This is a genomic window from Nitrobacter hamburgensis X14, from assembly GCF_000013885.1.
Lineage (GTDB): Bacteria > Pseudomonadota > Alphaproteobacteria > Rhizobiales > Xanthobacteraceae > Nitrobacter > Nitrobacter hamburgensis.
In genome coordinates, this window is record NC_007964.1 from 3421610 (window position 1) to 3445056 (window position 23447).

General features: G+C 62.8%; 24 protein-coding genes. 12 read left to right on the forward strand and 12 right to left on the reverse strand.

Going from position 1 to position 23447, the window contains the following annotated elements:
- Position 1: 1 nt before the first annotated feature.
- Positions 2–463: a MaoC family dehydratase gene (locus NHAM_RS15900; RefSeq protein WP_011511495.1), complete on the reverse strand. Its 462-nt coding sequence runs from the start codon at positions 461–463 to the stop codon at positions 2–4.
- A 158-nt stretch (positions 464–621) separates the two neighbouring features.
- Between NHAM_RS15900 and NHAM_RS15905 the strand changes: the two genes are divergently transcribed.
- Positions 622–915 carry a DUF4282 domain-containing protein gene (locus tag NHAM_RS15905; RefSeq protein WP_011511496.1) on the forward strand — a complete coding sequence of 98 codons (294 nt, stop codon included), beginning with the start codon at positions 622–624 and terminating at the stop codon, positions 913–915.
- Between the two features lie 286 nt (positions 916–1201).
- On the opposite strand, the gene ychF is transcribed toward NHAM_RS15905, so the two are convergent.
- From ychF to NHAM_RS15920, 3 genes are all read right to left on the reverse strand, one after another.
- Positions 1202–2299 (reverse strand): redox-regulated ATPase YchF, encoded by a 1098-nt coding sequence (gene ychF / locus NHAM_RS15910; protein WP_011511497.1) that lies wholly within the window; start codon positions 2297–2299, stop codon positions 1202–1204.
- A 152-nt stretch (positions 2300–2451) separates the two neighbouring features.
- Positions 2452–3066, reverse strand: a complete 615-nt coding sequence (pth, locus tag NHAM_RS15915; RefSeq protein ID WP_011511498.1) for an aminoacyl-tRNA hydrolase — start codon at positions 3064–3066, stop codon at positions 2452–2454.
- 15 nt (positions 3067–3081) lie between these two features.
- Complete coding sequence (locus tag NHAM_RS15920) at positions 3082–3783, reverse strand: 50S ribosomal protein L25/general stress protein Ctc (RefSeq protein WP_011511499.1); 702 nt, start codon at positions 3781–3783, stop codon at positions 3082–3084.
- Between the two features lie 722 nt (positions 3784–4505).
- On the opposite strand from NHAM_RS15920, the gene NHAM_RS15930 reads away from it, so the two are divergent.
- Together NHAM_RS15930 and proC are read left to right on the forward strand one after the other, a co-directional pair.
- The gene (locus NHAM_RS15930) at positions 4506–5006 is read left to right on the forward strand and encodes a YbjN domain-containing protein (protein WP_041359154.1); all 501 of its coding nucleotides are present in this window, start codon (positions 4506–4508) and stop codon (positions 5004–5006) included.
- Positions 5007–5283: 277 nt separating this feature from the next.
- The gene (proC, locus tag NHAM_RS15935) at positions 5284–6120 is read left to right on the forward strand and encodes a pyrroline-5-carboxylate reductase (RefSeq protein WP_011511502.1); all 837 of its coding nucleotides are present in this window, start codon (positions 5284–5286) and stop codon (positions 6118–6120) included.
- Between the two features lie 103 nt (positions 6121–6223).
- Here proC and NHAM_RS15940 read toward each other — a convergent pair whose 3' ends face one another.
- Genes NHAM_RS15940 through pdhA form a run of 3 tightly spaced genes read right to left on the reverse strand, consistent with a single transcriptional unit; the run spans position 6224 to position 9416 of the window.
- A complete protein-coding gene (locus tag NHAM_RS15940; RefSeq protein ID WP_011511503.1) occupies positions 6224–7324 on the reverse strand; it encodes a dihydrolipoamide acetyltransferase family protein in 1101 nt (366 codons plus the stop codon).
- Positions 7325–7344: 20 nt separating this feature from the next.
- Positions 7345–8325, reverse strand: a complete 981-nt coding sequence (locus tag NHAM_RS15945) for an alpha-ketoacid dehydrogenase subunit beta (protein ID WP_011511504.1) — start codon at positions 8323–8325, stop codon at positions 7345–7347.
- A complete protein-coding gene (pdhA, locus tag NHAM_RS15950) occupies positions 8325–9416 on the reverse strand; it encodes a pyruvate dehydrogenase (acetyl-transferring) E1 component subunit alpha (protein ID WP_011511505.1) in 1092 nt (363 codons plus the stop codon). The genes NHAM_RS15945 and pdhA overlap by 1 nt, the downstream gene beginning before the upstream one ends.
- A 209-nt stretch (positions 9417–9625) precedes the next feature.
- On the opposite strand from pdhA, the gene amaB reads away from it, so the two are divergent.
- Positions 9626–11137, forward strand: coding sequence for an L-piperidine-6-carboxylate dehydrogenase (amaB, locus tag NHAM_RS15955; RefSeq protein WP_011511506.1), 1512 nt, complete (start codon positions 9626–9628; stop codon positions 11135–11137).
- A 20-nt stretch (positions 11138–11157) separates the two neighbouring features.
- On the opposite strand, the gene rocD is transcribed toward amaB, so the two are convergent.
- On the reverse strand, positions 11158–12375 hold the full coding sequence (gene rocD / locus NHAM_RS15960; RefSeq protein WP_011511507.1) for an ornithine--oxo-acid transaminase: 1218 nt from the start codon (positions 12373–12375) through the stop codon (positions 11158–11160).
- Positions 12376–12658: 283 nt separating this feature from the next.
- On the opposite strand from rocD, the gene NHAM_RS15965 reads away from it, so the two are divergent.
- Entirely contained in the window at positions 12659–13129 is a 471-nt protein-coding gene (locus tag NHAM_RS15965; RefSeq protein WP_011511508.1) for an aminoacyl-tRNA deacylase, read from the forward strand.
- 475 nt (positions 13130–13604) lie between these two features.
- The gene (locus NHAM_RS15970; RefSeq protein ID WP_011509106.1) at positions 13605–14714 is read left to right on the forward strand and encodes an IS5-like element ISNha7 family transposase; all 1110 of its coding nucleotides are present in this window, start codon (positions 13605–13607) and stop codon (positions 14712–14714) included.
- A 116-nt stretch (positions 14715–14830) separates the two neighbouring features.
- On the opposite strand, the gene NHAM_RS15975 is transcribed toward NHAM_RS15970, so the two are convergent.
- Complete coding sequence (locus NHAM_RS15975; RefSeq protein WP_011511509.1) at positions 14831–15628, reverse strand: universal stress protein; 798 nt, start codon at positions 15626–15628, stop codon at positions 14831–14833.
- 340 nt (positions 15629–15968) lie between these two features.
- Between NHAM_RS15975 and NHAM_RS25155 the strand changes: the two genes are divergently transcribed.
- Entirely contained in the window at positions 15969–16217 is a 249-nt protein-coding gene (locus NHAM_RS25155; RefSeq protein WP_011511510.1) for a DUF982 domain-containing protein, read from the forward strand.
- Positions 16218–16297: 80 nt separating this feature from the next.
- Here NHAM_RS25155 and NHAM_RS15985 read toward each other — a convergent pair whose 3' ends face one another.
- The 3 genes from NHAM_RS15985 to NHAM_RS15995 are packed head-to-tail and all read right to left on the reverse strand — an operon-like array spanning position 16298 to position 19729.
- Positions 16298–17443 carry a PcfJ domain-containing protein gene (locus tag NHAM_RS15985; RefSeq protein WP_011511511.1) on the reverse strand — a complete coding sequence of 382 codons (1146 nt, stop codon included), beginning with the start codon at positions 17441–17443 and terminating at the stop codon, positions 16298–16300.
- A gap of 12 nt (positions 17444–17455) precedes the next feature.
- Positions 17456–17743 carry a citrate/2-methylcitrate synthase gene (locus NHAM_RS15990; RefSeq protein WP_245270072.1) on the reverse strand — a complete coding sequence of 96 codons (288 nt, stop codon included), beginning with the start codon at positions 17741–17743 and terminating at the stop codon, positions 17456–17458.
- A gap of 9 nt (positions 17744–17752) precedes the next feature.
- The gene (locus tag NHAM_RS15995; protein ID WP_041358249.1) at positions 17753–19729 is read right to left on the reverse strand and encodes a 4Fe-4S binding protein; all 1977 of its coding nucleotides are present in this window, start codon (positions 19727–19729) and stop codon (positions 17753–17755) included.
- Between the two features lie 158 nt (positions 19730–19887).
- On the opposite strand from NHAM_RS15995, the gene NHAM_RS16000 reads away from it, so the two are divergent.
- Genes NHAM_RS16000 through NHAM_RS16020 form a run of 5 tightly spaced genes read left to right on the forward strand, consistent with a single transcriptional unit; the run spans position 19888 to position 23381 of the window.
- The gene (locus NHAM_RS16000) at positions 19888–20631 is read left to right on the forward strand and encodes a biotin/lipoate--protein ligase family protein (protein ID WP_041358250.1); all 744 of its coding nucleotides are present in this window, start codon (positions 19888–19890) and stop codon (positions 20629–20631) included.
- The gene (locus NHAM_RS16005) at positions 20628–21167 is read left to right on the forward strand and encodes a DUF6505 family protein (protein ID WP_011511514.1); all 540 of its coding nucleotides are present in this window, start codon (positions 20628–20630) and stop codon (positions 21165–21167) included. The genes NHAM_RS16000 and NHAM_RS16005 overlap by 4 nt, the downstream gene beginning before the upstream one ends.
- Entirely contained in the window at positions 21164–22171 is a 1008-nt protein-coding gene (locus NHAM_RS16010) for a DUF6352 family protein (protein WP_011511515.1), read from the forward strand. Before NHAM_RS16005 ends, NHAM_RS16010 begins: the two co-directional genes overlap by 4 nt.
- Entirely contained in the window at positions 22168–22686 is a 519-nt protein-coding gene (locus NHAM_RS16015) for a DUF3305 domain-containing protein (protein WP_011511516.1), read from the forward strand. The genes NHAM_RS16010 and NHAM_RS16015 overlap by 4 nt, the downstream gene beginning before the upstream one ends.
- Entirely contained in the window at positions 22683–23381 is a 699-nt protein-coding gene (locus tag NHAM_RS16020) for a DUF3306 domain-containing protein (RefSeq protein ID WP_011511517.1), read from the forward strand. Before NHAM_RS16015 ends, NHAM_RS16020 begins: the two co-directional genes overlap by 4 nt.
- The last annotated feature ends 66 nt before the right edge of the window (positions 23382–23447 follow it).

Sequence of the window (23447 nt, forward strand, 5' to 3'; positions counted from 1 at the left end):
GTCAGTTCCGCGCCATCGACGCCGTGCGGCGCTTGATGATGATCGGCGACACCGCTTCGAGCAAGACCTGCCCTGAAGCGTTGCGCACGCGGATCGCGAAGGTCACGATTCCCGTCTCCGGGCGGCTGCGCGACACCCGCGCCGCGGTGACGTCGACATCCAGCAGCAGATCGTCGCCGGGGCGCAACGGCGACAGCCAGCGGACTTCATCGATGCCGGGAGAACCGAGCGAAGCGGTCCGTCCGATATAGCCGTCGAACATCATGCGCATCATGAGCGAACACAAATGCCAGCCCGATCCCGACAGCCCGCGCAGCATGGTGTGCCTGGCCGCTTCCTCGTCGAGGTGCATGGGCTGGGGATCGAACTCCGACGCGAATGCGATGATTTCGTCACGGCTGACATGCCGCGGGCCGAACGTGCCGAAACGGCCGACGGGAAAATCCTCAAATGTCAGGGTCATGGCCGGACCTGTTGAAGGAACGGCCCGATTGTGGCCGCTATTTGCAGCAATCTCAACCCGCACGCCGGCATGACGCGGCTGCGATCTTGCTAGGGACGGCCCGTGGGGTTAAGTGCCGTTCGGCTTATGACGGCGGCGATGCGCGAGGGGAACGGCAGATGTTTGAATTCCGGGATCTGTTTCAGTGGGATCGCTTCATCACGCCCACGATCATCAAGGTATTCTACTGGCTGGTCATCGTTTTGATTGTTCTGTCCGGATTATCCGGCATCTTCGCGGGCCTGGCGACGATGGCGGTCAGTCCGTTCGGCGGCTTCATCACAATTCTTCTGAGCGTCGCCGGCGTCCTGGTCGGCATCATGTTTTCGCGGATCGCAGCCGAATGCATCCTGATCGTGTTTCGTATCAATGAGCATCTCGGTGCGATCCGCGATCAGGGCGCGAGGCATTAAAGGCGCTCACACGGTCTTAGACGGCGATCCTATTCTTAGAGCGTTTTCGAGCGAAGTGGATACCGGTTCGCGTGAAGAAAACGCGTCAAATCAAAATCATAGAGCCCTCTTCTGATTCCATCAGAAGCGAAAAGGCTCTAGTCATTCCGGGATGCCTGCGAAGCACGCAGACCAGGAATCCTGTCGATTGATCCACCGTGTTGATCCGTTCAGATTGAACCGGATCAGAGGTCTGTTTTTCGCATGATCTGACGGAAAACCGGTGCTCACTTTTCCTGATCATGCTCTAAGTATTGAACCTGAAATGCATGACGTCGCCGTCGGCGACCACATACTCCTTTCCTTCCAGCCGCAGCTTGCCGGCATCGCGCGCACCGGCCTCGCCGCCGAGCGCCGCATAATCGGCGTAAGCGATGGTTTCGGCGCGGATGAAACCTTTTTCAAAGTCGGTGTGAATGACGCCGGCCGCGGCCGGCGCCTTGGTGCCGCGGGTGATGGTCCATGCCCGCGCTTCCTTCGGGCCGACCGTGAAGTAGGTGATGAGATCGAGCAACCGGTAGCCGGCGCGGATCAGCCGGTCGAGACCCGCCTCTTCCAGCCCCAGCGTATCGAGAAAATCAGCGCGCTCCTCGCGCGACAGCGTCGCGATCTCGGATTCGATCTTCGCGGAAATCGCCACCGCGACCGCGCCTTCCTTGGTCGCATGGTCGAACACCGCCTGCGAGAAGGCGTTGCCGCCAGCCGCCGAGCCCTCCTCGACGTTGCAGACGTAGAGCACCGGCTTTGAGGTCAGTAGTCCGAGCATGCGGAAATTGCGCTCTTCCTCAGGCTTGCGCTCCATGCCGCGCGTCGGCTTGCCCTCGCGCAACAGCTTGAGCGCACGCTCGACCAGATCGAGCTGCTCCTTGGCCTCCTTGTCGTTGCCCTTGGCCTTTTTCGAAAGGGTGTCGACACGCTTCTCGAGACTGTCGAGATCGGCCAGCATCAGCTCGGTCTCGATGGTCTCGATATCCGCGAGCGGCGCGATCTTGCCTTCGACATGGGTGATGTCGGAATCTTCAAAACAGCGCACCACATGGGCGACCGCATCGACTTCGCGGATGTTGGCGAGAAACTGGTTGCCGAGGCCTTCACCCTTGGATGCGCCGCGCACCAGACCCGCGATGTCGACAAACGTCAGTTGCGTCGGAATGATCTGCGCCGATTTGGCGACCGCCGCGAGCTGGTCAAGGCGCGGATCCGGCACCGCCACGGCGCCGACATTGGGCTCGATGGTGCAGAACGGATAGTTCGCAGCCTGCGCCGCCGCCGTCTCCGTCAGCGCGTTGAACAGAGTCGACTTGCCGACATTGGGCAATCCGACGATACCGCACTTGAATCCCATGATTCATTTCCGATGATTGGCGCAAACTGCGCTAAAGGGCTGGATCATCATACGCGGGCTTAAGTGCGAAGCACATCTTCGTACAAGCGACCCGCGTATCCATCTTCTTTGAGGGATGGATCGTCGGATCAAATCCGGCGATGACGACGGTGTTACTTGCCGCCGTTGTCTCCCTTGGCGTCCTTCTCGACGAATCCCTTCGCCTGCATCGCAAGATGCACCTTGTTCTGAAACGCCGAATCCCTGGCTGTCACGAGCAGCGCCGCGTTTTCCGCCACGACATCCACCAGCGCCTCGACCCAGGGCCGCTCGCTCTTGGCGAAGTCGTTCAGCACGTGCGCATGCACCCGTTCCTTGACGCCAGGGTGACCGACGCCGAGCCGGACGCGGCGATACTCGTTGCCGATATGCGCCGAAATCGATCGCAAGCCATTGTGTCCGGCAATGCCGCCGCCGACCTTGACGCGGACCTTGGCCGGCGGGAGCTCGATCTCGTCGTGAAACACCACGACGTCACCCTCCGTCAGCTTGAAGAATCGCGCGGCGTCCTGAACCGCGTTGCCGGACTCGTTCATGTAGGTCGCGGGCTTGAGCAGAACGACGCGCTCCTGATCGAGCGCGCCTTCGGAGGCCTCGCCCTGAAAGCGGCGGCGCCACGGTGCGAAACCGTGGCGCCGCGCGATCTCGTCCACGACCATGAATCCGATGTTGTGTCGGTTACCCTGATACTTCGTGCCGGGATTGCCCAGTCCGACGAACAGGCGCATGACGCGGGTTGTCGCTTACTTCTTTTTGTCGCCACCGCCCGCGGGCGCCTTCGCGCCTGCGGCAGCCGCGCCTGCCGCGGGGGCCGCGCCAGCGGCGGGAGCCGCGGTGCCGGCCGCAGCCGCAGCGGCAGCCGCCTTGACTTCTTCCGCGTAACCTGACGGCGGCACGATGGTCACCAGCGTCATGTCCTCTCGCGCCAGCGGTTTCACACCGGGCGGCAGTTCGACGTCTGACAGATGGAGCGAGTGGCTCATTTCCAGTCCGCCGACGTCGGCCTCGATGAATTGCGGAATGTCGTCGGCCGCGCACTCGACATCGATGGCGTGGATCACGAGGTTGACGGTGCCGCCGCGCTTCACGCCCGGCGCGACATCCGCCTTCAGCAGGCGAATGGGAATGCTGACGCGGATGGTGGCGCCTTCGCCGAGCCGCAAGAAGTCCACGTGGATCGGAAAATCCTTGACCGGATCGAGATGGAAGTCGCGCGGAATCACACGATGCTTCTTGCCTTCGAGGCTGATGTCGAAGACCGTGGTCAGGAAACGGCCTGCCAGAATGCGCTGACGCAGTTCGGGTTCTTCGACCGAGATCGGCTGCGGGGGCTGGTTGTTTCCATAGATAACACCGGGCACTCGGCCGGCGCGACGCTCTGCCCGGGCGGCCCCCTTGCCGCTCTTCGGACGCGCGGTCGCCTTCAATTCCCTGACGGTCGCCATCGATTTAGTCCTTGCTTTTCAAAAAGTTAAAGGCCGCAATCGCGGCCCGTTGCACGTCACCGGCAAGCCTCCAGGGGTGCGGGGGCCGTGAGACGTGGCGGCGTTCTAACCGTAAACGCCCGGAATAACAAGGAATTGGGCCGGATTTTTCTGCCACGCGAAGCTGCTGTCAGGCGCCACGGACAAACAGGCCGCTAAACGAGACACCGTCCGGAGCAGGGATCAAAACCTTCTTGACATGAGTTTCGAAAGCGATGCGATCGACCGGTCCGTCGAGAGCGAAGGGCGCAGCCATGCGGCACATCCACCCTTCAGCCATTCGCCACCGATCGCGCCACCGGCAACCGCCGGCAGGACATCTGAATCAGAAATCATCCATCTCGGGAAATCCGATTCCATCATGTCGGACTATGCCGGACTCGCGGCAAGCGAGTCCGGAGCGCAGGACTCGCACGACGCAAATCCGAATCCGTTTTGTTCACGGCGCGAGCCGCATCGCCATTTGATCAGTTGTGGACGACGCGCGCTTTGCCTGTGGACGGACTCCGGGCGGCGTTGCGCCGATTCCGCAAATCACATCACTTGATCCGCGCAGGACATCATTCTCATCCGATCCGCTCACATCGGACCGCCCTGGAGATCGACGACCGCCGCGGCGTGCCAGCATTGGTGCCGTCCGATGCGTGCGTATCAACACAAGCATGAGCAAGGGTCGGGACGGCATGTCGCTCCTCGAAGGCACTATCGAATCCCAAAACAACCCGCTGACGGTGGTCGAGGACATCGCCGCCGCCAATGACTGGGCGTTCGAGCGTTCGGGCGAAGACGAGATCACCATCGTCTCGAAGGGCAACTGGACCGATTATCAGCTCACCTTCACCTGGATGAGCGAGATCGATGCGCTGCATCTCGCTTGCGCCTTCGACATGAAGATACCAGCGGCCCGCCGCAACGAGGTCCAGCGCATCATCGCCGCGATCAACGAGCAATTGTGGATCGGGCATTTCGACATCTGGACCCAGACCGGCATGATCATGTACCGGCAGGCGCTTGTGCTTCCCGAGGGGCTGATCGCGTCGAACGCGCAATGCGAGGCCATGCTGGCCGGTGCCATCCATGCCTGCGAGCGCTATTACCCGGCGTTGCAGTTCGTGGTCTGGGCCGGAAAGTCCGCGGCCGAGGCGATGAGCGCCGCGATGTTCGACACCGAGGGCGAGGCGTAACCTCTCGCGCTACACCATCGGCGTCATGGCCGGGCTTGACCCGGCCATCCATCCTCTTGCAAATCGTTTCTGAAATGATGGATCGCCGGGGCATCTGTGCGAAGATGTGCTTCGCACTTTAGAGCGTTTTCGAGCGAAGTGGATACCGGTTCGCGTGAAGAAAACGCGTCAAATCAAAATCATAGAGCCCGCTTCTGATTCCATCAGAAGCGAAAAGGCTCTAGCCCGGCGATAACGGGTCTTTTCGCGAACACTCTCCGACCATCAGGAGCCTGCCATGACCACCGCGCCGGACACGCAAACTCTCGCAAATATCTCCGGCACCGTCGTTCTCGCCGGTGCGGGGAAGATGGGCGGCGCGTTGCTGACCGGATGGCTCGCGCGGGGACTGAATCCGAAACGCGTCGCCGTGATCGAGCCGCACCCTTCCGACGATGTCCGCGCGCTCGCCGCGCGCGGCATCCGACTGAACCCCACGGCAAAGGAGGCCGGCACTGTCGCGGCGCTCGTCGTCGCGGTCAAACCGCAAACGTTCGGTAAAGCCGGCCCGGCGTTGCGGCCGCTGATCGGGCCGTCGACCCTGGTGGTGTCGATCATGGCGGGCACGACGATTGCCATGCTCGACGCGGTCTGCGGCGGCACCATCGTCCGCGCGATGCCCAACACGCCGGCCGCGATCGGCCGCGGCATCACCGTGGCGGTCGCCGCCAAAGGCGTGAACGAGCAGCAGCGCGCCACTGCCGACGCGCTGCTGCGCGCCACGGGGGCGGTGGAATGGATCGATGACGAAGCGCTGATGGACGCCGTCACGGCTGTCTCGGGATCGGGACCGGCTTACGTCTTTCTGCTCGCCGAGGAGCTGGCGCGCGCCGGCGTCGCCGCGGGTCTGCCTGCGAACCTTGCGACAAAACTCGCCCGCGAGACCGTCGCCGGTTCAGGCGAACTACTGTACCGATCCGATCTCGACGCCGCGACGCTGCGCCAGAACGTCACTTCGCCCGGCGGCACCACGGCCGCAGCGCTAAGCGTGCTGATGGGCGAGCACGGCCTGAAAGAGCTGATGACGCGCGCAGTTGCCGCCGCGACAAAGCGATCGAAGGAACTGGCGAAGTGATTTCACCCTCTACTTAGCTCACGATTGAGCGTTGCTCGCTCGGCTGCCCGAACCGAACCCTCCCGAACTCATACGAGCGGGCGTGAACTCAATCAGCCATGCTCTATGCGGAGCGCTCGATATCCGCCTTCAGCGCCATCAGGAAGCGCGTGGCCTCGCCCCCGGTCACCACGCGATGGTCGAACGAAAGCGACAACGGCAGCACGCGGCGCACCGCCGGCTGGCCGTGATGCGCCACCACGCGCTGGACGATGCGTCCGGCGCCGACAATGGCCACCTGCGGCGGCACCACAACGAGATTCGCGAAGCGGCCGCCGATCATGCCGAAATTCGACAACGTGATGGTGGCGCCGCGCAATTCCTCCGGCGGAATTCGTCGCGCGGCCGCATCGGTGCGCAGCCGGTCGAGCCCGGCGCGCAAGTCATGTGCATCGCGCGCGGCGACGTTGCGCACGATCGGCACGATCAGGCCACCTTCGGTGTCGATCGCGATTCCGATATCGACGCGCGTGATCGGACGACGCTCGCCGGCACGGGAATCGTACCATGTATTGAGCGCGGGTTCGGCTTTGCACGCTGCTGCGATAGCCCGCATCAGGCGGATCGTGGCGTCTTCGTCCTTGCGCCACTCCTCGATGTCGGCGTCGTCCGTGACGGTGGCGGGAACGACTTCGGCGTGTGCGGCGGTCATGCGCTGCGCCATCGCGCGCCGCATTCCGCGCAGCACCTGCGCCGGTCCAGCCTCGGCGAGGCTGCGCGCGGCGCGTTCGACATCCGCACGCGTAATGGTGTTATCGGGGCCGGTCGGCTGCACCGCGTTGAGATCGACATCGAGTTTTTGGGCGAGCGCACGGACCGCCGGCGCGGCCTGTGCCGTGCCTCGCCGCGCCGGTGCGACCTTTGGGGCCTTCGCGTCGCGTTCCTCGCTGCTCTCAAGCTGGCCGACCACCGTACCGGTGTCCCGCTCGGCGTCGGCGGCGAATTCCACCAGCGGCGCGCCGACCTTGACCAGATCGCCCTTCTCCGCGCACAGCCGCGCGATGCGTCCGCTCCACGGCGACGGCACTTCGACCACCGCCTTGTCGGTCTCCACCGACAGCAGCGGCTGATCGGTCACAATATGGTCGCCCTCATTGACGTGCCAGGCGACGACTTCGGCCTCCTCGAGGCCCTCGCCCAGATCGGGCAATGTGAACTGCTGCATTCGCCGTCGCTCCGCTCGCATCAATTGAACCGGCACGCCGCCCGACCGGCAGCAACGATGCGGCCGACCGACGGAATGTAATGCTGTTCGAGCCGCGGGAGCGGCATCACCGTATCGTAGCCGGTGACGCGCGCAATCGGCGCCAGCAGCGACGTCAACCCGCGCTCGGCGATCAGCGCGGCGATCTCGCCGCCGAAGCCGCCGGTGCGCGCGGCTTCATGCACGATCACGCAGCGTCCGGTGTGCGCCACCGACGCGAGCACGGTGTCTTCGTCGAATGGTTTCAGCGTCGCGAGGTCGATCACCTCGGCGCTGATGCCTTCGGTATCCAGTGCGTCGGCCGCTGCCAACGTCTCGCGCACCATCGCGCCCCAGCTTATCAGGGTGACATCGCGACCCTCCCGCAGCACGAACGCGGCATCCAGCGGCAGTGCCACGCCGTCGTCATCGACCTCGCCCTTGGCCGCGCGATAGATGCGGGTCGGCTCCAGGAAAACCACGGGGTCTGGATCGCGGATCGCGGCCAGCAACAACCCGTAGGCATGTTCGGGAGACGACGGGATCACCACGCGCAGACCGGGAATATGCGCGAGCATCGCCTCGGTGCTTTCGGAATGATGCTCGGGCGCGCGGATGCCGCCGCCATGCGGCACGCGCAAGACCATCGGGCAACTGAGCCGCCCCTGAGTGCGGTTACGCAACCGCGAAGCATGGTTCACCAGTTGATCGACACAGGGATAGATGAAGCCCATGAACTGGATCTCGCCGACCGGTTTAAGGCCCTGGCTCGCCAGGCCGACACACAGCCCGCTGATCAGAAGTTCGGCCAGAGGTGTGTCCAGCACACGCTCGGGTCCAAAACGTTGCTGCAAACCGACAGTAGCGCGGAATACGCCGCCGTTGACGCCGACATCCTCGCCGAGCACCACCACCCCGGCATCGTCGGCCATCGCGCGCGCCAGCGCCATGTTGACGGCTTCGATCAGCGTCACTTGCGGCATCAGTGGTTCTCCTCGACGTCGCGGCGCTGCGCGGCATAGACCGGCGGCAGCGTGGCGTAGAGATGATCGAACATGGTCTCGGGCGCGCGCGGCCCGGTCGCCAGATAACGCTCGACCGCCGCCGCGATCCGCGTTTGGCATTCGGCGACGAGTTGCTCCTCTTTCGCCTTGTCCCAGGCGTTGCGGCCGACGAGATAAGCGCGCAGCCGCCCGATCGGCTCATCCTTCCATCGCGCCTGCACCTCCTCAGGCGGACGATAGCGCGCAGCGTCGTCGGCCGTGGTGTGATCGCCGAGCCGATAGGTCACCGCCTCGATCAGGCGCGGACCGCGGCCGTCGCGCGCGGCCGCGATGGCCTCAGTCGCGGCAGCGTGCATCGCGACTGCGTCGTTGCCGTCCACCTGCTCGCCGATGAAGCCGGCCGCGATCGCCTTTTGCGCCAAGGTCTCGGAGGCCGTCTGCAAGCGCAACGGCACGGAAATGGCCCACTGATTGTTGGTAATGACGAACACCACCGGCAGCTTGTGCACGCCGGCGAAATTCATCGCTTCAAACACGTCGCCTTTCGAGGTCGCGCCGTCGCCGAACAGGCACACCGCCACGCGCGGTTCGCGGCGCAGCTTGAACGCATAGGCGACGCCGGCGGCATGGGGCGCCTGCGAGCCGACGGGGACGCAGCACGGGAAATCGTGGACCGGCCCGGAGGAATGGTTGCCGCGCTCGTCGCCACCCCAGAACAGCAGGATTTCCTCGAGCTTGACCCCGCGCCAGATCATCGCCGCGTTGTCACGATAAGACGGCAGCAGCACGTCTTCGTCGCGCATCGCGCTGGCGACACCGACCGCGACCGCTTCCTGGCCGAGCGACACCGCATACGTCCCGAGCCGCCCGGTGCGCTGCAACGCCACCGCCTTCAGGTCGAAGGCGCGCACCAGCACCATGGCGCGGTAAAGCGAAACCAGCAGACCAATGTCGGAAGCAAAGGCAGGGGGCGGCCGGGTGATCGCGCCATCCGGCGCGAGGTAGTTGCGGTATCGAACCTCGAAGCGCGCGATTACCGGAAGCTGATTGTCCGGCCAGTTCTTGGTCATCCGGTTGCCTCCCAAGACCGTGGACGCTCCCTACTCAACCAAATAGTGTGCCTTCGGTTCAACGCCACGGCACAGTTTCGTGAAGTGCGCCGTGCCACGCGCCGCAGCATACCGCCGGAACGATCGGATGGCCTGAAGAATTGCTTTGAAATACCGCAACATGCGCCGTTTGCCACCGGTCGATTGACAACGCAGAAGAAAGTCCCGTCGTGCTCGCCAGCGAGGTTACATCCCTGCTCGATCGTCTTGGCGTCGCCCCCGACTGTCGGCGCGGCGCGCGTGCGGTGCGATCACCGCTGACCGGCGAGACCATCGCCCATGTCGAGGATGCAAGTCCGCAGCGCGCAGCCGAGGCCATTGCGCAGGCCGAAGCGGCATTCCGGCAATGGCGCCATGTTCCTGCACCGCAGCGCGGCGAACTGGTTCGCCTGCTCGGCCATGAATTGCGCGCCGCCAAGGATGCACTGGGGCGCCTCGTCACCATCGAAGCCGGCAAGATCGTCTCGGAAGGCCGTGGCGAGGTGCAGGAAATGATCGACATCTGCGATTTCGCGGTCGGCCTGTCGCGCCAGCTTTACGGCCTCACCATCGCCAGCGAACGGCCCAATCACCGGATGATGGAGCAATGGCATCCGCTCGGCCCGGTCGGCGTCATCACCTCATTCAATTTCCCCGTCGCGGTGTGGTCGTGGAATGCGGCGCTGGCGCTCGTCTGCGGCAGTCCGGTGATCTGGAAGCCGTCGGAGAAAGCCCCGCTGGCGGCGCTGGCGGTGCAGGCGCTGTTCGAGCGCGCCGCCGCCAAGGCGGGCAACATCCCGGACGGCCTGTCCACGGTGCTGATCGGCGGGCGCGATGTCGGCGAAGTGCTGGTCGACGATCCACGCCTGCCGCTGGTGTCCGCGACCGGATCGACTGCGATGGGCCGCGAGGTCGGAACGCGGCTTGCGCGGCGGTTTGCGCGCGGCATTCTCGAACTCGGCGGCAACAACGCCTCGATCGTCTGTCCGTCGGCAAACCTCGATCTGGCGCTACGGGCCATCGCTTTCGCGGCCATCGGAACCGCCGGCCAGCGCTGCACCACGTTGCGTCGGCTGTTCGTCCATGACAGCATCCACAATGAGTTCGTAGCGAGGTTGAAGCAGGTTTACGCCTCGGTTCGGATCGGCGATCCGCTTACGAGCGACGAGGTGCTGGTCGGTCCGCTGATCGACCAAGCAGCATTCCGGAACATGCAGCGCGCGCTTGAGCAGGCACGGACGCACGGCGCGCGGGTCCACGGCGGCGAGCGTGTCGATGAGAAGCGGTTTCCAAACGCGTATTATGTCCGGCCGGCGCTGGTGGAGATGCCGGCGCAGACCGGACCAGTGCTGCGCGAGACCTTCGCGCCGATTCTATATGTCATGACATACACCGACCTCGACGCAGCGATCGAGTTGCACAATGCGGTCGCTCACGGCCTGTCGTCCTCGATCTTCTCGACCGACATGCGCGAGACGGAGAAGTTCCTCTCAGCGGCGGGCTCCGACTGCGGCATCGCCAATGTCAATATCGGCCCTTCCGGCGCCGAGATCGGCGGCGCATTCGGCGGCGAAAAAGAAACCGGCGGTGGTCGCGAAGCCGGCTCCGACGCCTGGAAAGCGTATATGCGACGTCTTACCAGCACCGTGAACTACGGTGACGATCTCCCGCTAGCCCAGGGCGTTCGTTTCGACATCGGTTGAGGCAGCGCTTTGCAGCCCAATCAATGATGAGCTTCCACGCGGGCGAATTCGTCCAGCACTTCGGCAACACGGTCCACCGCCCAATCGATCTGGGATTCCTCAATAGTCAGCGGTGGCGCGAAGCGGACGGTATTACGGTGAGTATCCTTGGTCAGCACGCCAACCCGCAACAGCCGCGTCGCCACCGCAGCCGCACTGGCGCAATCGCGATTCAGTTCGACTCCAACGAACAGCCCGCGCCCGCGCACCTCGCGAATGATCGGATTCCTGATCGCGCGAAGCCGCGCGAGCAGATGCACACCGAGGCGTGCGGATCGCTCGATCAACTTCTCCTCGATCAACGTATCAAGCGCCGCCAGTCCGACCGCGGCGGCAATCGGATTGCCACCGAAGGTGCTGCCGTGGTCGCCGGGTGTGAACACCTGCATCACCTCGCGGCGCGCCAGAAACAACGACACCGGCAGAAGTCCGCCGCCCAATGCCTTGCCCAGCGTCACCGCATCCGGCGTGACGCCGTCGTGCTGGCAAGCCAGCAGCCGTCCGGTGCGGCCGAGCCCGGACTGAATCTCGTCGCAGATCAGCAGGACGTTGTGCTCCCGGCAGATGCGCGCGACCTCGGCGAGGTAGCCCGGCGGCGGCACGTTGATGCCGCCTTCGCCCTGGATCGGCTCGACCAGGAAGGCCGCTGTATTCGGCGTGATCGCAGCCCGAAGCGCGGCCGCATCGCCGAACGGCACCGATTTGAAGCCAGCCGGGAATGGCCCAAAACCATCGCGATATTGCGGCACAGACGAGAAGCCGACAATGGCGATGGTGCGGCCGTGAAAATTGCCGTCGCACACGATGATTTCGGCGCTGTCGGCTGCCACCCCTTTGACCGTGTAGGCCCATTTGCGCGCGGCCTTCAGCGCCGTCTCCACCGCCTCCGCGCCGCTGTTCATCGGCAGCGCAAGATCCATTCCGGTCAGGGTGCAGGCACGGCCGAGAAAGGCGCCGAGACGATCGTTGAAATAGGCACGGGAGATCGTGTCCAGTTGTTGTGCCTGATCGGTGAGCGCCTGCACCAGCCGCGGATGACAATGCCCGAAGCTTGCCGCCGAATAGGCGCCCATCATATCGATGTAGCGCCGCCCGCTTTCATCCCACAGGTAGACGCCCTTGCCACGCACGATGGTGACCGGCATCGGTGCATAGTTGGAGGCACCGAAGCGCATTTCCAGCTGAACCGAGCCGTCCATGTCACTCCCTCCCTCCCTCAACTCGACCTTGTTCCGAGGCCGTAGCGCCTCGCGCGCGCTCCTACCGAGGGCGAGCTGGACTGCAATCGTGCCTGTCTTCAATGTGGGGCTGCAAAGCGGGAAAGCTAGAGCCGTTTCACATCCGATGCGACAAAACGGCTGCTGGCGTTCGCTATCAACCGGCGGACAGCGGCGTCTTTTGACGCTATACTCAGTTGGCCGCCCATCGTGCGGCGCAAGGCCCTCACGGTGGTCGCTGGCATCTGGCACCGGAGGTTGCATCATGTCTATCGCTCCCACACTCCAGAAATATCTGACCGCCGAAAACATCCAATACGAAGAGATCCCGCACGAACCCACCATGTCGTCCGCGCGCACTGCGCAGACATGCCACATCCCGGGAGATCGCCTGGCCAAGGCCATCGTTTTGCGTCGAGACGACGCCTACATGCTGGCCGTCATGCCCGCCTCGCATCGCCTTCATATGCCGGAGTTGAGGACCAGACTCGGCAGCGATGTGGATATGGCCGACGAGACCGAGATCGGCCAGTTGTTTAGCGACTGCGCGCATGGCGCGGTGCCGGCCGTCGGCAAATGCTACGGACTGGATCTCATCGTCGACGACAGCATCAACGCGCAGCCGGACATCTACATGGAAGCTGGCGATCACCAGACGCTGCTGCATCTCAGTCAGGCGCAATTCGCCCGCCTGACGGCCAACGAGATGCACGGGCGCTTCAGTACGCACGCCTGAATGCAGGCCGCATCGGTGACGAGACGTCTGTTCGGGAAGCCCAGCCGCATCGCGGAGCAGCCTGGATGTGCGCCGGCATCCCTGTATGCAGCGTTATAGGCAATGGCGCGCTATCCAGAATAAAACTGCGAACTCGTATATGATTGAATTGCTGCGTAATTCTTGTCGTCGGCAGAATCATGAAGCCAGCAATGTCGGCAATGAAGCCCCCAAAGGTTAAGACCTCGATGAGCGGAGCGACACCGACTGCATCGAAGCGATGGTCCGGCAGGACAATGAATCTGATCCCGCTTTTAGAGCGTTTTCGAGCGAAGTGGATACCGGTTCGCGTAAAGAAAACGCGTCAAATCAAAATCATAGAGCTCGCTTCTGATTCCATCAGAAGCGAAAAGGCTCTAGCAGGCTGTTGAAGAAGTCTCTGGCGCAGCGGTTCTGGGCATGATTCTCTTGATGCGGATGCGTCGAGGGGGGAGCGATGCGGGGAAGCGACGAACGGTCAGGCTCGCTGTTCAGCTATGTGGACTTGGAGGCTCGGATTCGCTCCGACCATCCGCTGCGAACGATCCGACAGATCGCGAACGCGGCGTTGAATGATCTGTCGAGGGACTTTGACAAGCTCTACACGGCGTTCGGCCGTCCCTCGATCGCACCGGAGAAGCTGCTTCGGGCAATGCTGCTGCAGGCATTCTACGGGATCCGCTCGGAACGGCAGTTGATGGAGCGGCTGGAGTTCGACCTGCTGTTGCGCTGGTTCGTGGGCTTGGGCGTGGACGACCCGGTGTGGGACCACTCGACCTTCTCGAAGAACCGCGACCGATTGCTTGAAGGTGAGATCGCCGCGAAGTTCTTGAACGCGCTGATGGGGCAGCACCAGGTCAAGCGGCTGTTATCAAGCGAGCATTTTTCGGTCGACGGCACGCTGATCGAGGCGTGGGCATCGATCAAGAGCTTCCGGCGCAAGGACGGCGGTGACCAGGACAGTGATGGACCGGGACGCAACGCCGAGCGCAGTTTCCACAACGAGAAGCGCTGCAACGAGACGCATCAGAGCACGACCGATCCCGAGGCACGGCTCTATAAGAAGGGCGGCGGCCAGCCGGCGAAGCTTTGCTACATCGGCCATGCCCTGATGGAGAACCGCAACGGACTGGCGGTGCTGGGTGGCGTGAGCCGGGCGACCGGAACGGCGGAGCGGGATCAGGCGTTGGCGCTGATCGACTGCCACCGCGGCCAAAGCGAGCGGCGGATCACGCTGGGCGCCGACAAGGCCTATGACGTCACCGCATTCGTCGAGGACTTAAGACGGCGTTCGGTCACGCCGCACATCGCCATCGACGGGCATTTGAGCAAGACCGGAAAGCCGCGCAAGACCGCGATCGACCAGAGGACTCTCCGTCATGCCGGATATGCCGTCAGCCAACGCTGTCGCAAGCGCATCGAGGAGGTGTTCGGCTGGATCAAGGCCTCCGCCGGACTTGCCAAGATCAAGCTGCGAGGCCGCGACCGCGTCAACGCCACCTTCACCCTGGCGCTGGCGGCCTACAACCTGATCCGCTTGCCCAAACTCCTGGCAGCCGCCGCGTGAAACACAAGTCGTGCACCGTCAAGATGCTCGATCAGGACCCTGATGGTGGCGCCGCCCGCAGATCACGCTGACTCCATTCCATATCCGTCTCCGTGGGAAACTTCTTCAACAGCCTGCTAGTGCGACATGAAAACAGGAACCGTCATCGCCGCCAGCATTCCGCGCGTCGCTCCACCAAATACGAATTCACGGAGGCGAGAATGTCCATAGCCGCCCATCACAACCAGGCTCGTCGATCCGTCAGCAATGTGCGACAGAATGGCATTCGCCACATCGATATCGGCAGCAGGTATCGTTTCCACCTCCGCCTTGATATCGTGTCGAGCGAGATGCCGGCCGATTTCGGTTCCGCGAAGTACCTGCTCATCCGCGGTCTTTTCATTTTCAACAATAAACAGTTCGACAGCGTTGGCTTTTTTTAGCAGCGGCAACGCATCATTGATGGCTCGCGCTGCGGTGCGGCTTCCGTCCCAACAGCACACGACTCGGTCGAGCTTCAACCCACCCTGGTGGATGCAAGGAACGACAATGAGCGGCCGACCGGAATCAAACAACGTCGCTTCGATTAGAATGCTGTTATTGACGCCCTTATAATCGTCGGATTGCATGATGATGCTTAGATCGAAACACCGTGCCATCTCCGAAAACGTCCTAGGTGTTCCAGAGATGAGCCGCGGTTCAGCCGAAAGATCGCCGCGCTTCATGGCCAACTCAAAACGGCCGATTGCATCGCGCGCCTCTGCCTCGCTCTCGGCAAACAGATCGCCGAGCGCTTCTGCGGGAATGTTCGTCTCAAAGTTAAATATGACCCCGGTCAGATGCGCGGCGAAAGTTTCGGCTATCGAAGCAGCGAAATCGCGAACGGTATCCCGAGAGGTGTCACGTTCAAGATGAAAAATAATGTCTTTGATCATACAAATTCGCTCCCAATCCGAACACCGCTGTATGAGATATGATGTCGACACATCAAAGCAAGGCGCAGCTTCAAGCTTGACCGCGGAGAGGTTCGCCTCAACTTCTCGCTCGACCGGCGCATGCGTGCGCCGCCCAAAGAACGGGAGCGGCAGGCATGACGGATGCAGTATTGGCCAAGCTGGCAGCTCTGAAAACGACGCGAACCCCAAAGCTGAAAGAGAAACTCTTTGCCATCGCGCACCAACCCTGCCTTGAATAAACCTGCTTCAGGATTAGCTTAGTTGTAGCGGCGAATCACAACGCGCCGCCAAAACTACAAAAAATGAAGGGAGAGAAGTTATGGCTGATAGGCCGTTTCGTAATCCTTTGCTGGCGAAGCTGGACGAGACCAGCCACTACACGATCCGTAGCGCATGGGAAGGGCTTGAGTACCTTCTTCGCTATTGGCGCGGTGTCGAAAACACTTCCTACAGACTTGCAGTTCATTTATGCCGCGATGCGGTGGATGGATGGACGCCGCCGGAGCGGGCCCGCGAAGCGTTGAGACGCGCATTGGACGCTGCCGGCCTTTCGATCCCCAACCCGTGACAAAGCCAAAGCTTCGCGCTTCAATCGCGCATTGAGCTTCGGCACCAGAAGCTGCTCGCGCGTGATCGGGGGCGACATGCTCATCCGGAGGCTCGGGTTGTTTCGTTCACACCAGACATAAAGGCATGGATCGCCTTTTCGATCTCGGGCGAGACCTCGGCATTGTACGGTCCCTTGAACTGAATGAGCTTGTAAGGTGGTCTTTTGCTGGAGGGTAATTGAAGAAACTCGCCCGACGCAAGCAAGAAGCCTGACTTGCTGATCTCGAACGTCGCGACCCGCCGGCCGTCTCTGCGCACCGAAAAAATCCGGCTGAATCCTCGTATGACATTTCCAGCATAGCTCGCGACGCAATGATGCATATCCGCGCTCTCGGCGTGAAGCGTCGCGCCGGACTGGAGCGCGACAATTTCGTATCCTTCGATGGTCACGCTGCCCGGCAGGTCTCCGTAATCGATCACATCGTCCCACCCCATCTTGTGGGTTAGAAGGTACGCCTTCTCGTTGCTTGCCCGCGCGAGTTCCTCATGCCATTCGAGCGCGGCCCGGAAAGCACGCTGATATCTCCACCGCCGATTGAAACTATCGATATGAAATGCCGCGTAATCCGCAACAGTGGACGCCTGATCCAGGGTGCCATCCGCCATGCTTCTCGTATGATCGCCCATTGCGCATACGGCCCAATCAAAAAGGGCCTTGGCGCTCTGCTCACGACGACACATGGCGTCGGACCATTCACCGAGCGCGCGTAGCCAGGTGTGCTGCTTGCGGATAGAGGTCGGGATCGCCTGCGCCAGCGGCGACGGCGGAATGTCACACAAATTCGTAATGATCTGATATTCGGTTTGGCCGGCGCGGAACGCTTGCCCTTTGAGCGCCCGTAACGGGCGGACGAGTCCATAGTATCTCAGGAGATCGCGCAATTTCGGGCGGTCATGGATGATCGTCTGCCAATCCCGCAGGACAAATTCTCGTTCCGCTGGCCGGCAGCACTCCATGCCCTGCGCCGCCGCAACGACAAGGACCGGAGCTTGCCTCAGATAGTCGATCGCGAATGGTTCGACCACGACCATCGTCACGGCCGCGATAGCCAATGGTTTTACCGAGAACATGTCCTCGGCCTGACGCGCGCTGATCTGGACCCACGGTTCGTTTCCCAGGACGCCATTCGCTGCCAGTTCGGGAGCGAGCCATTGCAGCAGGCTTTTCTGTCCATCATCCTTCATGCGAGGACCTGATTATTGCAATGGAACATCCTCACCTTCGACGCTCCCGGTTTCGTGGCGATGGCGGCTTCGCGGCGAAGCATACCCTGCCCGCGCTGCATTGAACCAGTCGAGATTGGTGAACATTTTAATGGCATCGGCCATGATCGTCTCGACCCGATCCGCGATGTCGAACATCTTTATCGATCCGGCCTCGGTGGCGAGGCGCTTCGCGACGTCCTTGACGATACGGTTACGCGGATCGGCCAAAGTGAGGACTGGACGACCGAAGCCGCTCACCGACTTTCTGGCCCGCGTCACCGCCAATAATCAGCTCTTTGCTTCCTGGTCGCGTTCGCGCAGATAATCGTCGGTGGCGCGCGGCGCCGGGCGCTCGGGAACGTCGACAAACGGATTGAAACCGTCCTCGCTCATGGTGATAACGCGACAGTCGGCGCACATCCGGATGGCATCGACGCGTTTGTTGGCGTTGGGATACATCCAGTGCCGGCCCTCCAGCTTCGCCGCGACCCGGTCGATGGTGCTTTTGACACCGAACGGCTTGTGGCAGCGGACACAGAGCGCCGGCTCTTCCTCCTTGAGCGTACGCGCGGGCGCGGTGGCCGCCCGGAAGTCGATTTGCGGCACCAGTTTGATGACCTTTTCCGGGCACGTCGCTTGGCACAGGCCACATTGCACGCAGGCATCCTCAGTGAACCGAAGCACCGGCCGTTCCGGGTCATCGTACAACGCGCCGGTGGGACAGGCGGAAACGCAAGACAGACAGAGCGTGCATCCTTCGACGTCGACTTCGAGAGTACCGAACGGCGCGCCATCGGGCAGCGCGATCACATCAACCGGCGCCGGCGCCACGCGATGCAATTCACGCAATGCGAAACGCAGGACGTCGCGTGTTCTGCCGACTGTCCTGAAGCTTGCCGGATGTTGGACGGCCGCGGCCGGCGTAATGCCGTACAATGCTGCGCCGAGCGCATCCGGGTCGTCGGTTTCGATCGTGGAAACACGTAGGCCGTGGAGCCCGAGCCCTGCGAGGATCGTCTCGGCCAGCGCCGTCGTTTTGCCAAGTCCGACTGTCGCGTGACGTGGTTTTGCTCGCAACAACAGCCGCAAGCCGGCGGCACCATACGCGAAGGCCGCCACGATCGCTTCCAGCCCGACCTGCGTCACCTCATTGACGCCGAGCGGCAGCACGTTCGCGGGAAGGCCCTCGCCGTGACGCGCGAGCGCCTCGATCAGCGGGGTGCCATGTTCGCCATCGTGCAGCAACACGATGGCATCGGCGCCGCCACCTTTCTGGTAGGCCATCAGCATCGCGCGCAATTTGTGGACCAGCACGTCCGCGGGAGGCAACGCGTAGGACGCGGCTCCGGTCGGACATGCTGCGGCGCATTGGCCGCATCCGGCGCAAATTTCCGCATTGATGGCGACGTGGTCGCCATCGGGCGTGATCGCGCTGGTCGGACAGAGATCAAGGCATCGGTGGCATCCGACGATATTCGAACGCGAATGGGCGCATAGCTCCGCATGGAAGTCGATGTAGCGTGGCTTGTCGAAGCTGCCGACAAGATCGCGGGCCTTGAGCACGGCGCGCAGCACCGCTGCCGGATCCTTGGGATCGGCCCGCAGGTAGCCGTCGCGCAGATCGTGCGCCGGAAACAACGGAACGCCGCCCGTGAGATCGAGTATGAGATCGCAACGCGAGACCGCTCCGTCGCGCGGCGGTTCGAATATCAGCTTGTCGCGTGAAGACGGCCGCGCTAGCGCGTAATCGTCGACCGTCAGCTCAAACGCGCCGAGATGGCCTGTCGCTGCACGGATGGTCCCCTTGACGATCGGGAACGTGGTGACGCCGGGCGGCTCCAGCGGTTCCGGCTGGCTGACCAGGACAGTCACGTCGAGTTGATCGGCCAACAGGTTGCCGGCCTCGATCGCGCGTTCGTCCCGACCGTAAATCAGAATGACGCCTTCGCTCGACAGGCTGACCAGCGGAAAGTCCGGCGCAGGCTCAGTCGCGAGCGCGAGCAGCGCGGCCGTTTTTGGACCCGCCTTCGCTCCCTGCGTGGACCAGCCTGCGGTTTCGCGCACGTTGACAAAACTGATCGGAGCATCGCGCTCGCCGGCCAATTCCGAGAATAGCGGCGCCTCCTGGGCGCAGCCGACAGTCAGCGCGGCGCCGTCTTGTAGCGCATCGCGGAATCGCTCCACCTCGGTCCGGCACATATGACAAAAGGTGGAAATCTCGGCGTCGGGATACGCCCTTCGGACCGCGGCCGAATCCAGGCTCATCGTGTCCTCGCACGAGCACATCAGGATTTTCCGGGGTCGGTCCGCCATTGCCGCTACCTGCGCTTATCGCGTATCACAGGACTCGTATCGGAAGTGAGAAGCCTATAGCTATATTGGAACGAATGAAATAGTCGCCGGAGGTCGTCTTGCCGCCGACCATGCGTGTCCGCGCACCCTTCGAGCAGGTTCTCGATCTGCCGCCCCCGTTTGCGCTGGTGCGGCTGCGTGAGCGCTCGGATGCATTCACCCATGCGCTCGATATTGCGTCGCAAAGCGGCGCCGGCACGCTGGTTTACGTCGGACGCTTCGACCTTGCGGAGTTCGCGGTGGTTCTGGAGCCGGATGAACCGCTGCGCACGGCGCGCCGCGCCCTTTACGCCGGCATGGTCGCACTGAGCGACGCTCTGCTGGCCTATGCGCCGCCGGGGAAATTGGTGACGGTCGACTGGCCGGATGCCATTCGCATCGACGGTGGTCTGATTGGTGGCGGACGTCTTGGATGGCCGGGGATCACGAGGGAGGATGAACGACCGGAGTGGCTGGTATTCGGCGCCATGATCCGCATGGTGTTGATGTCGGGGGAAGAGCCCGGCGCGCATCCCCTCGCGTCGGCGCTGGAGCAGGAAGGTTTCGGCGATGTCGGCGCGGCAAGGCTGACCGAGGCTTTCGCGCGCCATCTGATGACGGCATGCGATGTCTGGCAATCGGACGGATTTGACGGCCTTGCACGGGAATTTGTGCAACGGTTGCCGCGCACGCCCGGCGTCATTCACGAGATTGCCGAGAATGGCGACTTGCTGGTGCGCCGTACAGGCGGCACCGGCGCGGTGCGCTGTGAGTTGCTGCCGGCATTGAATGCGCCATCGTGGCTTGATCCGGACACCGGGGGGCCGCGGCTATGAAGCTGCTGCGGACAATCGCACTCGATCCGTCGGATACGTTTGTGTTCGACCCGGCCGCCGAGCCGGGCGAATGGGCGGTGCCGGGCACTTTCCGATTCTGGCGTGATGATCCGGCGACGCTGCATGGCAAGGCGCGTTCCGCGTTTCGCAGCGGATTTCTCGGCCTGCAATCGTGGGGTTGGTCAACCCTCGTTCAGATCGTGGACGTGAAGGATGGCGATCGCGATACGGTCGTGGAATTGCTTGCGCAACGCCTGGTCGAGCGGCTCGGTGCGCCCGATCTCGCCGCCGCGCGACGCGCGGCCGAGGAAGAAGTCGGCTTTGCCGAATCGCTTTGCAATGACCCGGCTGGCATCTTGATCGCGGTCCGCCGCACGGTGGAGGCTGGCGAGATCCGCGAAACATTCCGTACGCTGCGCTCACGCTGCGGATCGCAATCCCATCGCGCGTTCTCGTTTCTGGAAGTCGATGATGCCGAGCAATCGGCGGACGAAATCGATCTGGCCGACACCTTCGTGGAGCGTGATAGCAAATGAAGGATTTCTGGATATCCTGCGGCCATCATCTGCTCGACCGCGGACCGGGCGGCGGGCTGGTGGCAACCGACGAATTTCTCAAGGCCTATTTCATCCGGCCCGAATTGATGCCGCCGCCGGATGCTTGCGTGTTCGAACGAAAATTACATGCGGCGTTGCTGGCTCAACCACGACGGCCCGTTGACGCGGCCGACATTTCCGCAATCGGCGATCCCGACGCGCGAGAAAACTGGCGGTTTGTGCTGGCGTTTCGCGAACTGTTGTTGCGCCACCAGACCCTCGAGGCCGCCTATCTCGCCTTGATGCGTGGCAGGGCGGTTACCTTGCCGCCGCTGTTCGTCAATCAACTCACACACGTGATCCTGCGCAACGTGCTCGATGGCTGCGACGATCCGTTCGTCTTACGGGCCGGCGAACTGTTTTTCCGCCCGCAGCGCATCATGCCGAGTCAACAATCCGTGACGGCGGCCGATGAGGAATGGATCGCGAGCGCGAATCCGACGCCCGCGGCGCCGCTCTTGTCGTTGCTGGACATACCCGCCGACGGACAGATCGAGGTCATGGACGACGCGAATGCTGGCAGCTATTGGCGTCGAAGCGATATGTTCGACCTGGGGTTGGATCTCTCGGCCGGAGGGCGTGGTCTGGCTGCCCTTGCAGAAGCAATGACCCGGTGGATCAGGCACCTGCTCGCAGTCGATGTGACGATCGAGCCGCTCGCGGAGTTGCGCGATGCAAAATTCACCTGGTACGTGGGACTTGATTCCGAGGCTACCAGGATCGGCGACCGGCTTTGGAATGATGAATCCCTCGACGGCGACATGGCCGCCCAAGTCGCGGCGCTTTTCCGGCTTGTGTTTTCAGACCATACAGCCATCATCGATGGGCGGATGAATGAGCCAGTCTATCTGATTTTGGCGACATCGCCCGACCACATTCTGCGAATGAAACCGCAGAATCTGGTCACCGGACTGCCCGTCAAGCATCTGGAGGCCGCAAGTTGAGCCCTGCCGCGTCACCGCTTGTGCGCATTCCTGTCGGCGTGGTGATCGAACGCCGCGCGGCGGCATCTGCCTGGACCGATTTTATCTGGCGCGCGGTCGGTGTGCTGCCCGGCGCGCCGGACATCGAGCCATGGACGACGCTGCGCGCGGATGCGGATGGCACGCTCTATTATGCCGGGAGTGCCGCGATCGATCTCTACCGCTCGGAGACCGGGCGTTATCGCGAAAATCTGGCCTCCGGTGCGGCCATCATCTGGGTGGTTATGAGCCCATCCGAAGGTCCGTGGCCTTATGCAATCACGGCGGTCACCGCCGACTCTGCCGAGGGCGAGAGTTTCACCGACGCGTCGGCCAATCTTGTCGAAGCGGTGCCGATGCCGGATGTCATCCGCGGCGCCATTGAACGATTCATCGCCGAACACCACGTCGAGAGGGAAGAGTTCGTCAAGCGCAAGCGCGGTCGCGCGGATCTCGAAGCGCTCGGGCGGCGTGCGCGCGGAGGTCGGGACGAATGACGGACAAGGGTTTCCTGAGCCGTTGGGCGCGCCGCAAGCGCATGGCGAACGTGTCTGTCCCTTCCGAAACACCTGTTTCCGAGGCAAACGAGGGACAGAAGAACGAGAGCGTCCCGCCAGCTTCGAAAGGCGTGGTAGAATCCGTCGAGGAATTCGACCTCTCGACGTTGCCGTCGCTTGAGTCGATCTCAGCGACCACCGACGTCACCGCGTTCCTGCGCAAGGGCGTTCCGCTAGCGTTGAGTCGCGAGGCGCTCCGTCGTGCCTGGATCGCAGACCCGACGATCCGCGACTTCGTCGGGCTCGCCGAGAATGCCTGGGACTTCAACGATCCCGATGCAATGCCGGGGTTCGGCCCGCTGGACTATACGCCGGAAGAGCTGCGCGATCTGGTCGCCAGGATCGTTGGTGGCGCGCGGCGCGCAACCGACGACATCGCGGGCGATGCTGCACCGCATCCCGGAACCGAGCAGGCTCCATCGGCGGAAGCTGACTGGCATGAATTGCCGGCGGCGGCCGATGTGCCCACCGCAGCGGCCGGACAAATCGCTTGCGAAGCGGAGCAGAGAGAGTCGGAATATATTTCGTCGCAAGATCCTGAAGCCGACCTGCGTGAGCGACAGGAGAACAGTCAACGAAGAGTGGATGGCCCTTCAGTTGTTCGTCGCACTCACGGCGGCGCATTGCCAAGATAGAGTTCCAACGAAGATATAGCCCCTACCTATAGTTAGCCATTGACGACCGTCAGCGCGAAGGCCTAA

Coding starts and splice junctions, on each gene's coding strand:
- NHAM_RS16010 (WP_011511515.1), top strand. CDS start 21,164: ATGAAGGATTTCTGGATATCCTGCGGCCATCATCTGCTCGACCGCGGA.
- NHAM_RS15975 (WP_011511509.1), bottom strand. CDS start 15,628: ATGATCAAAGACATTATTTTTCATCTTGAACGTGACACCTCTCGGGAT.
- proC (WP_011511502.1), top strand. CDS start 5,284: ATGACCACCGCGCCGGACACGCAAACTCTCGCAAATATCTCCGGCACC.
- pth (WP_011511498.1), bottom strand. CDS start 3,066: ATGCGCCTGTTCGTCGGACTGGGCAATCCCGGCACGAAGTATCAGGGT.
- NHAM_RS16000 (WP_041358250.1), top strand. CDS start 19,888: ATGCGTGTCCGCGCACCCTTCGAGCAGGTTCTCGATCTGCCGCCCCCG.
- NHAM_RS15970 (WP_011509106.1), top strand. CDS start 13,605: ATGCGGGGAAGCGACGAACGGTCAGGCTCGCTGTTCAGCTATGTGGAC.
- NHAM_RS15930 (WP_041359154.1), top strand. CDS start 4,506: ATGTCGCTCCTCGAAGGCACTATCGAATCCCAAAACAACCCGCTGACG.
- NHAM_RS15945 (WP_011511504.1), bottom strand. CDS start 8,325: ATGCCGCAAGTGACGCTGATCGAAGCCGTCAACATGGCGCTGGCGCGC.
- NHAM_RS16005 (WP_011511514.1), top strand. CDS start 20,628: ATGAAGCTGCTGCGGACAATCGCACTCGATCCGTCGGATACGTTTGTG.
- NHAM_RS15905 (WP_011511496.1), top strand. CDS start 622: ATGTTTGAATTCCGGGATCTGTTTCAGTGGGATCGCTTCATCACGCCC.
- NHAM_RS15940 (WP_011511503.1), bottom strand. CDS start 7,324: ATGCAGCAGTTCACATTGCCCGATCTGGGCGAGGGCCTCGAGGAGGCC.
- NHAM_RS16020 (WP_011511517.1), top strand. CDS start 22,683: ATGACGGACAAGGGTTTCCTGAGCCGTTGGGCGCGCCGCAAGCGCATG.
- NHAM_RS15900 (WP_011511495.1), bottom strand. CDS start 463: ATGACCCTGACATTTGAGGATTTTCCCGTCGGCCGTTTCGGCACGTTC.
- NHAM_RS25155 (WP_011511510.1), top strand. CDS start 15,969: ATGGCTGATAGGCCGTTTCGTAATCCTTTGCTGGCGAAGCTGGACGAG.
- pdhA (WP_011511505.1), bottom strand. CDS start 9,416: ATGACCAAGAACTGGCCGGACAATCAGCTTCCGGTAATCGCGCGCTTC.
- rocD (WP_011511507.1), bottom strand. CDS start 12,375: ATGGACGGCTCGGTTCAGCTGGAAATGCGCTTCGGTGCCTCCAACTAT.
- NHAM_RS15995 (WP_041358249.1), bottom strand. CDS start 19,729: ATGAGCCTGGATTCGGCCGCGGTCCGAAGGGCGTATCCCGACGCCGAG.
- NHAM_RS15920 (WP_011511499.1), bottom strand. CDS start 3,783: ATGGCGACCGTCAGGGAATTGAAGGCGACCGCGCGTCCGAAGAGCGGC.
- NHAM_RS15985 (WP_011511511.1), bottom strand. CDS start 17,443: ATGAAGGATGATGGACAGAAAAGCCTGCTGCAATGGCTCGCTCCCGAA.
- ychF (WP_011511497.1), bottom strand. CDS start 2,299: ATGGGATTCAAGTGCGGTATCGTCGGATTGCCCAATGTCGGCAAGTCG.
- NHAM_RS15965 (WP_011511508.1), top strand. CDS start 12,659: ATGTCTATCGCTCCCACACTCCAGAAATATCTGACCGCCGAAAACATC.